Raw genomic sequence first — 14,661 nt, 5'->3', positions numbered from 1 at the left:
ATCATGCCAGGGGCCGCTGCAAAGCGGCCTTTGACTGTGCGCTGACCAGCGGCTCGGCAGGTGACGGGAGCTTGCGGCATAATTGCCGACCGAGGAGAACTACCCCGCCATGCCCGAGCTGCTCAAGCAACGCGTCGAAACCTGTTACCAGCAAGCCGAAGCCTTCTTCAAACGCCCGTTCCCGCGCCCGGAAATCAGCTTCAAGCTACGCGGCCAGAAAGCTGGCGTCGCGCACCTGCACGAGAACCTGCTGCGTTTCAATCTACAGCTGTACCGCGACAACCAGGAAGACTTCCTGCGCCAGACCGTGGCCCATGAAGTGGCGCACCTGGTGGCCCATCAATTGTTCGGCGAGCGCATCCAGGCCCATGGCGAGGAATGGCAGCTGATCATGCGCGGGGTGTACGAACTGCCGCCAAATCGTTGCCATAACTATGAAGTCCAGCGGCGCGTGGTGACCCGCTACATCTATCGCTGTCCGTGCCCGGAAAGCGATTTCCCTTTCACCGCCCAGCGCCACAAGCTGGTGCGCCAAGGACGGCGCTATCTGTGCCGGCGGTGCCGGGAGATCCTGGTGTACAGCGGCGAGACCCGCGTCGAATGATCGGCCTCATTCGCGGGTAAGCCCGCGAAAGGGCCCGATGCGCCGTTGAAAGACTCCCAGACATGAAAAAGGCGACCCGAGGGTCGCCTTCTTCAGCACTGCAATACGATCAACGAACCGGGACCTCTGCGACACCCAGGTCATCGGTCGGCACGTTCAGCTCCAGCGGCGCACCACCGGAAGCCAACTCGGAGGCCAGCTTGTCGTCGTCCATCTCTTTCACCCACTTGGCCACGACCACGGTGGCCACAGCGTTGCCGACCAGGTTGGTCAGGGCGCGGGCTTCGGACATGAAGCGGTCGATACCCAGGATCAGCGCCAGGCCGGCAACCGGCAGGTGACCGACGGCCGACAGGGTAGCGGCCAGGACGATGAAGCCCGAACCGGTCACGCCCGCAGCACCCTTGGAGGCCACCAACAGCACCAGCAGCAGGGTGATCTGATGGGTGATGTCCATCGGCGTGTCGGTGGCCTGGGCGATGAACACTGCAGCCATGGTCAGGTAGATCGAGGTACCGTCGAGGTTGAACGAATAACCGGTCGGAATCACCAGGCCGACCACCGACTTCTTCGCGCCCAGGCGCTCCATCTTGGCCAGCATGCGTGGCAGGGCCGATTCCGACGAGGAGGTCCCCAGCACGATCAGCAGTTCTTCACGGATGTAGCGAATCAGCTTGATTACGCTGAAGCCGTGGGCACGGCAGATACCGCCCAGCACCACCAGCACGAACAGCAGGCAGGTGATGTAGAAGCAGGCCATCAGGTAGCCCAGTTGCACCAGCGAACCCACGCCGTACTGGCCGATGGTGAAGGCCATGGCACCGAATGCACCGACCGGAGCCAGCTTCATGATCATGTTGATGATGTTGAACATGACATGGGCGAAGCGGTCGATCAGGTCCAGCACCGGCTTGCCGTAGCTGCCCAGGCGGTGCAGGGCGAAGCCGAACAGCACCGAGAACATCAGCACTTGCAGGATATCGCCGTTGGCGAAGGCGCCGACCACAGTGTTGGGGATGACGTTGAGCAGGAAGCCGACCGTGGTCTGCTGCGCGCCGGCGGCGGCATAGGCGGCCACGCTACTGGCGTTCAGGGTGCTGACGTCGATGTGCATGCCAGCGCCTGGCTTGATCACGTTGACCACGACCAGGCCGATGATCAGGGCGATGGTGGAGACGATTTCAAAGTACAGCAGCGCGTAGCCGCCGGTCTTGCCGACCGACTTCATGCTCTGCATGCCAGCGATGCCGCTGACCACGGTACAGAAGATGATGGGCGCGATGACCATCTTGATCAGTTTGACGAAACCATCACCCAGCGGTTTCAGGGCGACGCCGGTTTCGGGATAGAAGTGGCCGAGCAGGATGCCGATGGTGATGGCGAGCAACACCTGGACATACAGAGATTTGTAAAGCGGCTGACGAGTCGTCATGGCTGATTTTCCTCAAGTGTGCCGGTTTCACCCTTCCCAGGGTGGCGGCACCTGAATCGCTAACCCCCCTGCACTTGGGGGGATTTGTCGTTGTGTTCGAGCTGCCTGGGCAGGCCTCTGCCAGAGAGATAGCAAGGGCGATGCCAAAATGCCCATCGAGGGTGCAGAGGCCTTATTTACAAGGGGAAAATGCCCCGAGACAGGGCGATTTACTGGAGAAGATGTGGCGGATTTCCGCCCGATGGCGGAATTGGTACAGGGCAGATGGCGGGATTCCGCCCGACAGGCCCGGGTCGTTAAGGGTAGGAATCAATCCAGGTGAAAGGTGATGCGGAACGCCGCCCCGCCCAGCGGCGAATCCTCCAGGCTCAACTGGGCGTCATAGCTCTCGACGATATCCTTGACCACTGCCAGGCCAATACCCTGCCCCGGATGCTGCCGGTCCAGCCGCTCGCCGCGTTCGAGAATCCGTTCGCGCTGGTCGACCGGCACGCCCGGCCCGTCATCCTCCACCGCCAGCACCAGCCGGCCAGGGGCTTGCTCCAAACTTACGCGCACTTGCCCCAGGCTCAGTCGGTAGGCGTTTTCCAGGAGGTTGCCGAGCAGTTCCAACAGTGCGCCGCGCTCCATCGGCACCTGGGCCTGTTGCGGCACCTCGATGTCGACCTGCACGCGCTTGTCGCGATAGACCTTGCTCAACGTGTTGCACAGGCTGTCGAGCACCGGACGCAGTTGCACCGAATGACGCACCAGGCCGCTCTTGCGCAAGCTGGCGCGTTGGAGCTGGTAGTCGATTTGCTGGCTCATGCGCTCGATCTGGGTCTGCAGAACCCGCGCCTGCTCCCGCTCTGCGCCGCGCTGGCCCATGCTTTCACCCACCCCCTGCAAGACCGCCAGCGGGGTTTTCAGACTGTGAGCCAGATCGCCGAGCGAATCCCGGTAGCGTTGACGCTGTTCACGCTCGCTGTGCAACAGGCGGTTCAGCGAGCCGGTCAGGCGCAACAACTCACGCGGGTGTTCGCGGCTCAAGCCATCGCGGGCCCCGGACTCGACTTCGTCCAGCTCCACACTGAGCCGGCGCAACGAGCGCAAGGCCCAGGTCAGTCCCGCCCAGAGCAGCGCCAGCAAGGTCAGCAACGCGGCGCCAAACCCCAGGTAGAGGTCGTCGCGCAGGCCCTGGAGCGTGTGTTCGTATTCGCGCACCGGCTGCAGGGCGACGATGCTGTAGGCTGCGCTTTGCCCACCGAGCAATTTGACCTCGACGTCGTAGACGAAGAATTCCTCGCCATCGTCCTGGTGAATGCGTGCGAACTCGTTGCCACGCCCATCGTAGCGGGGGCGATAGTTGATGTGCTTGTCGACGGTGGCCTTCGAGCGCCACACCAATTGCCCGTCGCGGTCGAAGATGTAGCCGAGCAGGCCGGTATAGGGCAGGTTGTAGCGCTCGTCCGGGAGCGTTTCGGGCATCTGCAGTTGGGCATGCTCGATACGCGCGGCGGAAATCAGCGTGGTCACGTCCGAGGCCAGGCGCTGCTCGATCGACTCCTGCAAGGCCAGGCTGAACGCCTTCTGCAGTGCCGGCAGCATGGCCAGCATGAACAACAGCGCCAACACGGTGCCGGCCAGCATCAGGCGTACGCGTAGCGAGCGGATCATCGGCAGCGCTCGGTGAACAGGTAGCCCATGCCACGGACCGTGTCGATGGGCTTGAAACCGTGCTCACCCTCGAGTTTGCGCCGCAAGCGACCGACCAGCACTTCGATGACGTTGGGATCACGCTCCTCGTCATCGGGATAGAGCTGCTCCATCAGGCGGTCCTTGGCCACGACCTGCTGGTGATGGCGCATGAGGTACTCGAGGATGCGGTATTCGTAGGCGGTCAGCGCCAATGGCTGCTCATCCAACGTCGCCTGCTTGCGGTTGAGGTCCAGCAGCAGTGGGCCGGCGGCGATGGTCGACTGGGTGAATCCGCTGGAGCGACGCAGCAAGGCGTTCAGCCGCGCCTCCAGCTCTTCGAACTGGAAGGGTTTGACCAGATAGTCGTCGGCACCGGCCGCCAGGCCTTCGACCTTGTCCTGCCAGTTGCCGCGGGCAGTGAGAATGAGGATGGGAAAGGTCTGGTCCTGGCTGCGCAACTGGCCGATCAGCTCCAGGCCGCTCATGCCGGGCAAGCCCAGGTCGATCACGGCGAGGTCGAAATGGTATTGCCCGGCCTGGTACAGCGCCTCTTCGGCATCGCCCACCGCCTGCACCACGTGGCCACTTTCGCCGAGTCGGGTATAGAGGTGATGGCGCAGCAGGGCTTCATCCTCGACCACCAGCAATTTCATGCCATTCTCCTTTCATAATGGCCTGTAGAAGCCTCGCAGCCGGCTCACCGGCATTCAGGCCTCTACAGATTACCCTGTGAAGCGGCTCAGAACTTGTAGTTGGCCGACAGGTAAGTTTGCGCGCTGCTGGTCAGACGCAGGGTGCCAGCCTTGGGCCCACCGTGCTCGCCCACTTCGGTGGCGGCGTTGCTGCGCAGGTAACGATAGCCCAGCTCTACCGAGGCTTTGTCGGTGATCTCCTGAATCACACCGGCCTGCAGGCCGACCGCATAGCCATAGTCTTTGTCACGGCTCATGCCGGGCGAGTCCTGGGTCAGCTTGGTGATACCGGCGGTGCCGCCGCCGAACAGCTTGGTGGTGTCGCCTACCGGCAGGAACACATCGTAGCTGCCGAGCAGGTTTTCCTGGCGCAACTTGAGGCCACTGTGGTCACCGGAGACGTTGTCGTAGGTCATGTAGTAGCGGCGTTCGTCATTGATCTTACCGACGCGCACGCCCCAGGTATCGTCCTTGCCGATGATGCCGTCGGCGTTCAGGTTGTCGGTATTGCGCTGCAGCAGACCGGACTTCTTCACTTTGTCGCTGGTCTGGCCGTAGGTCAGGCTGGCGAAATTGTCGTCGGCGGCCTGGGCGGGGGTCATGCCAGCGGCGCAAACGGCCAGGGCGGCGATCAATGAGGACAGGGTTTTCATGGTTGGCACTCCGTAGTGGGCGATGTCTGTGTGTGAAGCTAGAGTAAGGAAGGCCCCCTGAACCGCGGCTGAACCCCGGCTGAACCTTGGCTGAACGAAACGACCGTCGACTTTTACCGAACCTGGAGCGTGAACATGCGTGCCCTGCTGGCCTTGACCCTGATTTGCCTCGTCCCGCTCGCCCAGGCGGCGGTGCAGACCCGCGAAATCCGCTACCAGGACGCCGACGGCAACGCGCTGATCGGCTACTACGCCTACGACGACGCCATCGAGGGCAAACGCCCCGGTATCGTCGTGGTGCATGAATGGTGGGGGCTGAACGACTACGCCAAGCGCCGCGCCCGCGACCTCGCCGCACTTGGCTACAACGCGCTGGCGATCGACATGTACGGCGACGGCAAGAACACCGAGCACCCTGCCGATGCCCAGGCATTCATGGCCGCGGCGTTGAAAGACCCGCAAGCGGCAGCCAGGCGTTTCGACGCCGGGCTGGATTTGCTCAAGCTGCAACCCAACACCAACAAGCACCAACTGGGTGCCATTGGCTATTGCTTCGGCGGCAAGGTGGTACTGGATGCCGCACGCCGGGGCGAGAAGCTCGACGGTGTGGTGAGCTTCCATGGCGCCCTGGCCACCCAGACCCCAGCCAAGCCTGGCGTGGTCAGGGCCAAGATCCTGGTGGAACATGGGGCGGCGGACAGCATGGTTACCGAACAGCAGGTTGCAGCCTTCAAGGCGGAAATGGATGCCGCGAAGGTCGACTATCGGTTCGTCAGCCTACCCGGCTCCAAGCACGGCTTCAGCAACCCGGATGCCGACCGCCTGAGCCACGGCGAGCATGGCGGACCGGACATCGGCTACAACAAAGAAGCGGACGAGAAGTCCTGGGCGGACATGCAGGCCTTCTTCAAACAGGCGTTCGACTGAACCTTGCCGGGGCTGCCTTGCAGCCCCACGGCTGGCACAATAACCGCCATGAACACACTCCCCGCTTGCTGTTCCCCGCTCCAGTACCATTGGCCACTGCCCCAGCCACTGCCCGGTGCAGTGCTGGTCAGTTGCGGCTTCGACCCGGCCCACCTGGCCGCCGACGACTTCCAACGCGCCGGCATCACGCCCAGCACCAGCCTGCAGCGCTCGGTGGCCAAGCGCCAGGCCGAGTATCTGGCCGGGCGTGTCTGTGCCCGCGCCGCCCTGCAGCGCCTGGATGGTCGCGATTACGTCCCGGGCACCGACGAGGATCGCGCACCGATCTGGCCGGCGGGTATCCACGGCTCGATCACCCATGGCAAGGGCTGGGCTGCCGCCGTGGTTGCCGCCGAGGGCAGTTGCCGGGGCCTGGGTCTGGACCAGGAGGCACTGCTCGACGAAGCCCGGGCCGAGCGGCTGCTGGGCGAAATCCTCACGCCAGCGGAGGTCGAACGCCTGGACCACAGCCAACTGGCCATGGCCGTCACCTTGACCTTCTCGCTCAAGGAAAGCCTGTTCAAGGCCCTCTATCCCCTGACCCGCCAGCGCTTCTACTTCGAACATGCCGAAGTGCTGACGTGGTGCGCAGACGGCCAGGCGCGCCTGCGCCTGCTCACCGACCTGTCGCCAGAATGGCGCTACGGCGTCGAGTTGCAGGCCCAGTTCAACGTGCACGACGGCCACCTGCTCAGCCTGGTCAGCGTTTAGCCTCTAGGCCGACGCCTGCTCGCGGGGCCAGTCGAGGCTGAAACAAGCGCCTCCCAGCTCGGCACTGCGCCCCACCGAAGCACGACCGGCGTGCCAATAGATGATCCGCCGCACGATAGACAGGCCCAGGCCGTGCCCACCGGAGGCACGGGTACGGCTGTCGTCGAGGCGGGTGAAGGGCGTGAAGATCCGGTCCCAGAAGCCTTCAGGTATACCCGGGCCGTCGTCCTGCACATCGATCCGGCAACGCTGCTGGCCCAACTGATAGCTCAGGCGCACCTCGCTGCGGGCATGGCGCAAGGCGTTGCTGACCAGATTCTGCAGGGCACGGTGCAGGTAACGTGGCTCGGCCTCGACCCAGGCCGGCTCGCTGCCATGGGCCTGGCAACTGCCACGCAGCAGCCGGACCTGAGCATTGAGCGGGGCCAGCTCGTCGATCACCCGATCGAACAAGGCATCGAGATCGACCCGCTCGAACTTCAGCGCTGGTGCGCCCTGCTCCAGCCGGGCGTAGGTGAGCATCTCGTCGACCAACCGGTCGAGGTCCTGGATATCCCCATCCATGCCGGCGAGGTGCTTGGCGCGGGTCTGGTCGGAAGTTGCGCTTTCGATCATCTCCAGGCCGAAACGCAACCGCGCCACTGGCGTGCGCAACTCGTGGGACACCGCCCGCACCAGCTCGCGCTGCATGTTCAGTGAACGTTGCAGGTGCTCGGCCATCCGGTTGAAGGCTGCGGCCAGGCGCCCTACCGAGTCGGCATCGCCCGCGGGCACGCGGGTATCCAGGCTACCTTGGGCGATGCGCGTGGCAGCGATCTCCAGGCCCGACACCCGCCGTTCCAGTTGCCGCACCAGCAAGTACACCACCAGGCCGATCAGACACAGGCCGAGGAACGTGATGAGGATCAACAGCTGCGGCGGATAGGGGTTGAGCGGCTGCAGCGGCCCGATTTCCAGCACCCAGGGCGAGCCCGGCAGGCCTGCGAACACGCGCACGGCATCACCTTCCGGGCCCAGGGCCATGACCGTGTCGCCCTCCTCCACCCGCCGTCGCTGATCATCGTCCAGGCCGACCCGCTCCAGCCGCGTCAGGGCCACGCCGAAGCCGAAACCCTTGCTCTGGCGGAGCTGCGCCAGGCGTTGCTGCTGCTCGGTCACCGGGTAGCGCACCAGCTCGTCGGCCAGCAGGTACAACGTAGCGCGGGCCAACTGCTCGCTCACCTGCTTGATCTGCGCCACCAGCAACAGGTCCTGTTGGCCGACCTTGCGCAGGACCGTCACGGCATGCGGCCCGGTCTCCAGCACCACCACCTGGCCACGATTCAGGCGGGCGCGCTGTCCGCCATCGAGGCTGCGCGCCGACATCGGCTGCAGCGCCAGCGGCACACCGAGCAGCCGTTTCCACATCAGCAGCGAGCGCTTGCGCTCGGTGTCGTTCTGCTGCGCCAGGTTGTCAGCCATCAGGCTGAAGGTCCCCTGGGCCAGGCGTTCGCGGTGTTGGGCCGTACGCACTTCGTTGACCAGGTGCAGGCTGAGCACACCCAGCAAGGCGACCAGCACCAGCACGGCGAGCATGCCGCCATAGATACGCAGGAAGATCGAGTTGTTCATGGGGCATCGCCGACGAACAGGTAGCCCTTGCCGCGCAGGGTCTTGATCAGCCGTGGGTGGTCCGGGTCGTCGCCGATGCGCGGGCGGATGCGCGAGATTCGCACATCGATGGAGCGGTCCTGGCCGTCATAGCCGACGCCACGCAGCGCGGTGAAGATCTGCTCGCGCGAGAGCACCTTGCCAGCATTGATGGCCAGCAGCCAGAGCAGGTCGAATTCGGCTCCGGTGAGCTCGATCGGCTGCTCGCCCAACCAGGCCTCGCGCAAGCGGCTGTCGATGCGCAGTGCGCCGAAGGCCAGCGCCTGCTCCCTGGCCTGGGCCGGTTCGCTGCGCCGCAGCAAGGCCTGGATGTGCGCCAGCAGCAGGCGCGGACGCACCGGTTTGCACACATAGTCGTCAGCGCCCAGGTCCAGGCCCTGCACTTGGTCGAGTTCATCGCTGCGGGCGGTGAGCATGAGAATCGGCCCGGGATACTGGCCGCGGACCCGTCGGCAGATGCTCAGACCGTCCTCGCCGGGGAGCATCAGGTCGAGCACCACCAGGTCGGGCTGGCTGTCGAGGATCCGGCGCACGGCGCGGGCACCATCGTGCTCGATGGTCACCTCGAAGGCGTTGGCCTGCAGGTACTCGGCGGTGAGCTCGGCCAGGCGGGGGTCGTCTTCGACGATGAGGATGCGGGGTGCGGGGTGCGCCATGGCTTCGTGCCTTTTGTTGTTCTATTGCCGGTGCTGGCCCCTTCGCGGGTAAACCCGCTCCTACAGGATGGTCACCGCCCGCTGGGAACGGCGCAGTACCTGTAGGAGCGGGTTTACCCGCGAAGGGCCCAGCACAAGCGACGATGATCGTTTAACCAAAGAGCAATATATGCCCAGGATACTAAGGGCTGCCCAGGGCACTGCCAAGCCGCCGCACGGCCCCCTCGACTGAACCGTTTTTTGTGATAGGGTTCGCGCCCGAAAAAAACTGCACTGGCTCGACGAAGCAGAGAAAAATAGCGCAAACCTCTTGGTACAAGGCCTACAGCGAATACCCACTCTTCACTCACAAAGTACGCACAAGTTATCCACAGGCGATTGCCTTGCAAAGGCCCCAAGACCGCATTATCTTGTATCCCTATCGCAACGAACCACTAGATATTGGGTTTGGCTCACCATCGCCAACACCAGCCGGCGGAGAAATTCAAGCGAAATTTCTCGCAAGGTTTTACGTGGTTCCGTCAGCCAAACCGCTCCAGCGGAAGCATTAAGAGCAACAGCTTTTGGCCCGGCCCTGTCCGGTCCCGACAGCATTTGACTTCGGCCAGGGAGCGGCAGGTTTTTTGCCCCTCATTCCTGATCTGTCCCGAAGTCGGTACGCCCGAGCGGGTGGATGCGCGTACATGCCGCATCCCCCGGCTGGCCATCGAGCAAGTGGACGGAACGGTGGGCGCGCACAACGCGCCTGAACAATATAGAAACTGTGGAGACACCCACCCATGCAAACCGACACAACTCGCGAGAACTCGCAGGCCAAGGTGCCGCAGGCCGCCGATGCCCATCAGGATCTGGCTGCCACCGCCCCTGGCCAACTGCGCGTGATCAAGCGCAACGGCACTGTCGTCCCCTATACCGACGACAAGATCACCGTGGCCATCACCAAGGCGTTCCTCGCAGTTGAAGGCGGCACCGCCGCTGCCTCGTCGCGCATCCACGACACCGTCGCGCGCCTGACCGAGCAGGTCACTGCCACGTTCAAGCGTCGCATGCCATCGGGTGGCACCATCCACATCGAAGAAATCCAGGACCAGGTCGAACTGGCCCTGATGCGCGCCGGCGAGCAGAAGGTCGCTCGCGACTACGTGATCTACCGCGAGCAACGCGCCAAGGAGCGCGCCACCCGCGTCGCCACCGACAGCGTGGTCGAGCCGCACCCGAGCATTCGCATCACCCTGGCCGACGGCAGCCTGGCGCCGCTCGACATGGCCCGCCTGAACACCATCATCAGCGAAGCCTGCGAAGGCCTGGCCGAAGTCGATGGCGGCCTGATCCAGCGCGACACCCTGAAGAACCTGTACGACGGCGTGGCCTTGAAGGACGTCAACACCGCCCTGGTGATGACCGCCCGTACCCTGGTCGAGCGCGAGCCGAACTACTCGTTCGTCACCGCCCGCCTGCTGATGGACACCCTGCGTGCCGAAGGCCTGGGCTTCCTGGGCGTGGCCGACAGCGCCACCCACCACGAGATGGCCGACCTGTACGCCAAGGCCCTGCCGGCCTACGTGGCCAAAGGTATCGAGTTCGAACTGCTGGATCCGGCACTGGCCAACTACGACCTGGAAAAACTGGGCAAGGCCATCGACCACGAGCGTGACCAGCAATTCACCTACCTGGGCCTGCAGACCCTTTACGATCGCTACTTCATCCACAAGGATGGCGTGCGCTTCGAGCTGCCGCAGGTGTTCTTCATGCGTGTGGCCATGGGCCTGGCGCTGGAAGAGAAAGACAAGGAAGCCCGTGCGATCGAGTTCTACAACCTGTTGTCGTCCTTCGACTACATGGCTTCGACCCCGACCCTGTTCAACGCCGGCACCCTGCGTCCGCAGCTGTCGAGCTGCTACCTGACCACCGTTCCGGACGACCTGTCGGGCATCTACCACGCGATCCACGACAACGCCATGCTGTCGAAATTCGCCGGTGGCCTGGGCAACGACTGGACTCCGGTGCGTGCGCTGGGCTCCTACATCAAGGGCACCAACGGCAAGTCCCAGGGCGTCGTACCGTTCCTCAAAGTGGTCAACGACACCGCCGTCGCGGTCAACCAGGGCGGCAAGCGCAAGGGCGCTGTCTGTGCCTACCTGGAAACCTGGCACCTGGACATCGAAGAGTTCATCGAACTGCGCAAGAACACCGGTGACGATCGTCGTCGTACCCACGACATGAACACCGCCAACTGGATCCCTGACCTGTTCATGAAGCGCGTCTTCGACGACGGCAAGTGGACCCTGTTCTCGCCATCGGAAGTGCCAGACCTGCACGACCTGACCGGCAAGGCCTTCGAAGAGCGCTACGAGTACTACGAAGCCCTGACCGAGTACAACAAGATCAAGGTGTTCAAGACCGTCCAGGCCAAAGACCTGTGGCGCAAGATGCTGTCGATGCTGTTCGAGACCGGCCACCCATGGCTGACCTTCAAGGATCCGTGCAACCTGCGTTCGCCGCAGCAGCACGTAGGCGTGGTCCACAGCTCGAACCTGTGCACCGAGATCACCTTGAACACCAACAAGGACGAGATCGCGGTCTGCAACCTGGGCTCGATCAACCTGCCGAACCACATTGTCGACGGCAAGCTGGACACCGCCAAGCTGCAACGCACCGTGAACACCGCCGTGCGCATGCTCGACAACGTGATCGACATCAACTACTACTCGGTGCCGCAAGCGCGTAACTCGAACTTCAAGCACCGTCCGGTCGGCCTGGGCATCATGGGCTTCCAGGATGCGCTGTACCTGCAGCACATCCCTTACGGTTCCGACGCTGCCGTCGAGTTCGCCGACAAGTCGATGGAAGCGGTCAGCTACTTCGCCATCCAGGCGTCCTGCGACCTGGCCGACGAGCGCGGCGCGTACGAGACCTTCCAGGGTTCGCTGTGGTCCAAGGGCATCCTGCCGCTGGATTCGCAACAGATCCTGATCGAGGCCCGTGGCGCCAAGTACATCGACGTCAACCTGGAAGAAAGCCTCGACTGGGCCCCGGTGCGCGAGCGCGTCAAGAAAGGTATCCGTAACTCGAACATCATGGCCATCGCGCCGACCGCGACCATCGCCAACATCACCGGCGTGTCGCAGTCCATCGAGCCGACCTACCAGAACCTGTACGTGAAGTCGAACCTGTCGGGCGAGTTCACCGTGATCAACCCGTACCTGGTCCGCGACCTGAAGGCCCGTGGCCTGTGGGACTCGGTCATGATCAACGACCTGAAGTACTACGACGGTTCGGTTCAGCAGATCGAGCGTATCCCGCAAGAGCTGAAGGACCTGTACGCCACCGCGTTCGAAGTCGAGACCAAGTGGATCGTCGATGCCGCCTCCCGTCGCCAGAAGTGGATCGACCAGGCCCAGTCGCTGAACCTGTACATCGCCGGCGCCTCGGGCAAGAAGCTGGACGTGACCTACCGCATGGCCTGGTACCGTGGTCTGAAGACCACCTACTATCTCCGTGCCCTGGCCGCGACCAGCACCGAGAAGTCGACCATCAACACCGGCAAGCTCAACGCCGTATCCAGCGGTGGCGACAGCGCCCCGGTCCAGGCAGCCGGCCCTGCGCCAGTGCCGAAGGCCTGCGCGATCGACGAGCCTGACTGCGAAGCCTGCCAGTAAGGCCTGATGCCGCGCGGGGTGCCCACGGGCGCCCCGCGCGGCATTTTTGTATCCGCGTCACCGAGAGACCTTGCCCCCTGCGTTGCCCGCCGGGCATTGGGTAGCTACCCCGGGCCTCCGAGGTATCTGCAGACGCCGGCTTGCCGGCGATTGCGTCTGTAGAACCACAACATCTAGTAGATCTAAAAATATTCCAACGCTACATGTGGTAGACCCAGACATTTGCCGCTACACTCTCCTCCCGTGGAAAACGACACGAGATACGTGAACGGATGCGCGCAAAACCGGTCGAAAAATTACCCCGTCCGCACGTGTTGCGCGTCCCGATTCCGAGCGAATTCCGTTATACTTCGCGCCCTTTTGTTCGCGCGCCCTGGCCCCTTCCGAGGCATGGCCAGGCACATGCCAGAACACATTCAGATGTAAACGAGAGTCAGCCTCTCGAGCTGTCCTATCGCCGTAACGGCCTTGCGTACAGGCATCACATTTTCACTATCCAACCGGTTACCCGAGGGTGACCCTCAAGCAGGAGCCAATGACCATGCTGAGCTGGGACGAATTCGACAAGGAAGACGGCGAAGTCGCCGCCAAAGGCGCCGCCGCCCCACAGGGCAACGCCGCAGCCACCCTCGACAAACTGGACAGCGCCGGCGACGCCGCTGCCCAGGAAGCCCGTGCTGCCACCGCCGACGACTCCGAGGCGGTCAAGCGTGCCAAGGCTGCCCTGAACGACCTCGACATCGCCGAAGGCCTGGCCGAGCTGGAAGGTTCCTCGGCCCGCGTACGCGTTGACGAAAAGCGCATGATCAACTGCCGCGCCGACCTCAATCAGCTGGTACCGTTCAAGTACGACTGGGCCTGGCAGAAGTACCTCGACGGCTGCGCCAACCACTGGATGCCGCAAGAGGTCAACATGACCGCCGACATCGCCCTGTGGAAGAGCCAGGACGGCCTGACCGAGGACGAGCGCCGCATCGTCATGCGCAACCTCGGCTTCTTCTCCACCGCCGACTCGCTGGTCGCCAACAACCTGGCCCTGGCCGTGTACCGCCTGATCACCAACCCGGAGTGCCGCCAGTACATCCTGCGCCAGGCCTTCGAAGAGGCGATCCACACCCACGCCTACCAGTACTGCATCGAGTCGCTGGGCATGGATGAAGGCGAGATCTTCAACATGTACCACGAGATCCCATCGGTCGCGAAGAAAGCCGCCTGGGGCCTGAAGTACACCCGCGCCATCTCCGATCCGGAATTCAACACCGGCACCGTCGAGACCGACAAGGAGCTGCTGCGCAACCTGATCGCCTACTACTGCGTACTGGAAGGCATCTTCTTCTATTGCGGCTTCACCCAGATCCTGTCGATGGGTCGCCGCAACAAGATGACCGGCGTTGCCGAGCAGTTCCAGTACATCCTGCGTGACGAGTCGATGCACCTGAACTTCGGTATCGACGTGATCAACCAGATCAAGATCGAGAACCCGCACCTGTGGGACGCGGCGATGAAGGAAGAAGCGACTCAGATGATCCTGCAAGGGACCCAGCTGGAGATCGAATACGCCCGTGACACCATGCCGCGCGGCGTGCTGGGCATGAACGCGGCGATGATGGAGGACTACCTCAAGTTCATCGCCAACCGTCGCCTGACCCAGATTGGTCTGAAGGAAGAGTACCCGGGGACCAACAACCCGTTCCCATGGATGAGCGAGATCATGGACTTGAAGAAGGAGAAGAACTTCTTCGAGACTCGGGTTATCGAGTATCAGACCGGCGGGGCTTTGAGCTGGGATTGATTTTCCCAGGTTGAATCAGCATTGAAGAAAGGCTGCCGAGAGGTGGCCTTTTTTATTGGGCGTTCGTCTTGGTAGTTGCAGCGTCGCGGATATCGAGCGCCGCGCGGGCGGCGCTCGATCTCATCAACACAACTGTACAAGCGTCGTGCCCTCCGCGCGCCACGCATTT

The 14,661-nt window shown here is 63.2% G+C and carries 11 protein-coding genes; 5 read left to right on the top strand and 6 right to left on the bottom strand.

What is annotated here, in order from left to right; translation table 11 throughout:
* Positions 1 to 109 precede the first annotated feature (109 nt).
* Complete coding sequence (locus KY379_RS14870) at positions 110 to 604, top strand: SprT family zinc-dependent metalloprotease (protein WP_133331742.1); 495 nt, start codon at positions 110 to 112, stop codon at positions 602 to 604.
* A gap of 109 nt (positions 605 to 713) precedes the next feature.
* Here KY379_RS14870 and KY379_RS14865 read toward each other — a convergent pair whose 3' ends face one another.
* The 4 genes from KY379_RS14865 to KY379_RS14850 form a co-directional block, all read right to left on the bottom strand.
* Positions 714 to 2,036 carry a dicarboxylate/amino acid:cation symporter gene (locus KY379_RS14865; protein ID WP_133331741.1) on the bottom strand — a complete coding sequence of 441 codons (1,323 nt, stop codon included), beginning with the start codon at positions 2,034 to 2,036 and terminating at the stop codon, positions 714 to 716.
* A 309-nt stretch (positions 2,037 to 2,345) separates the two neighbouring features.
* Entirely contained in the window at positions 2,346 to 3,692 is a 1,347-nt protein-coding gene (locus tag KY379_RS14860) for an ATP-binding protein (protein ID WP_196173513.1), read from the bottom strand.
* Positions 3,689 to 4,366 (bottom strand): response regulator, encoded by a 678-nt coding sequence (locus KY379_RS14855; RefSeq protein ID WP_133331739.1) that lies wholly within the window; start codon positions 4,364 to 4,366, stop codon positions 3,689 to 3,691. The genes KY379_RS14860 and KY379_RS14855 overlap by 4 nt, the downstream gene beginning before the upstream one ends.
* An 86-nt stretch (positions 4,367 to 4,452) precedes the next feature.
* On the bottom strand, positions 4,453 to 5,058 hold the full coding sequence (locus KY379_RS14850; RefSeq protein ID WP_261240627.1) for a porin family protein: 606 nt from the start codon (positions 5,056 to 5,058) through the stop codon (positions 4,453 to 4,455).
* A 135-nt stretch (positions 5,059 to 5,193) separates the two neighbouring features.
* Here KY379_RS14850 and KY379_RS14845 point away from each other — a divergent pair, with 135 nt between their 5' ends.
* The gene (locus tag KY379_RS14845; protein ID WP_261240628.1) at positions 5,194 to 5,985 is read left to right on the top strand and encodes a dienelactone hydrolase family protein; all 792 of its coding nucleotides are present in this window, start codon (positions 5,194 to 5,196) and stop codon (positions 5,983 to 5,985) included.
* A gap of 48 nt (positions 5,986 to 6,033) precedes the next feature.
* Complete coding sequence (locus KY379_RS14840; protein WP_133331736.1) at positions 6,034 to 6,735, top strand: 4'-phosphopantetheinyl transferase; 702 nt, start codon at positions 6,034 to 6,036, stop codon at positions 6,733 to 6,735.
* Positions 6,736 to 6,738: 3 nt separating this feature from the next.
* On the opposite strand, the gene KY379_RS14835 is transcribed toward KY379_RS14840, so the two are convergent.
* Together KY379_RS14835 and KY379_RS14830 are read right to left on the bottom strand one after the other, a co-directional pair.
* On the bottom strand, positions 6,739 to 8,346 hold the full coding sequence (locus KY379_RS14835; protein WP_133331735.1) for an ATP-binding protein: 1,608 nt from the start codon (positions 8,344 to 8,346) through the stop codon (positions 6,739 to 6,741).
* Positions 8,343 to 9,041 (bottom strand): response regulator transcription factor, encoded by a 699-nt coding sequence (locus tag KY379_RS14830; protein ID WP_261240631.1) that lies wholly within the window; start codon positions 9,039 to 9,041, stop codon positions 8,343 to 8,345. Before KY379_RS14830 ends, KY379_RS14835 begins: the two co-directional genes overlap by 4 nt.
* Before the next feature lie 779 nt (positions 9,042 to 9,820).
* Between KY379_RS14830 and KY379_RS14825 the strand changes: the two genes are divergently transcribed.
* Both KY379_RS14825 and KY379_RS14820 read left to right on the top strand, forming a co-directional pair.
* Positions 9,821 to 12,700, top strand: coding sequence for a ribonucleoside-diphosphate reductase subunit alpha (locus tag KY379_RS14825; protein WP_133331733.1), 2,880 nt, complete (start codon positions 9,821 to 9,823; stop codon positions 12,698 to 12,700).
* Positions 12,701 to 13,241: 541 nt separating this feature from the next.
* Positions 13,242 to 14,492 carry a ribonucleotide-diphosphate reductase subunit beta gene (locus tag KY379_RS14820; protein WP_133331732.1) on the top strand — a complete coding sequence of 417 codons (1,251 nt, stop codon included), beginning with the start codon at positions 13,242 to 13,244 and terminating at the stop codon, positions 14,490 to 14,492.
* The last annotated feature ends 169 nt before the right edge of the window (positions 14,493 to 14,661 follow it).

Origin of the sequence: Pseudomonas sp. HD6422, from assembly GCF_025377065.1 — a bacterium.
Classification (GTDB): domain Bacteria; phylum Pseudomonadota; class Gammaproteobacteria; order Pseudomonadales; family Pseudomonadaceae; genus Aquipseudomonas; species Aquipseudomonas putida_U.
This window is presented reverse-complemented; position numbering and strand designations above follow the sequence as displayed.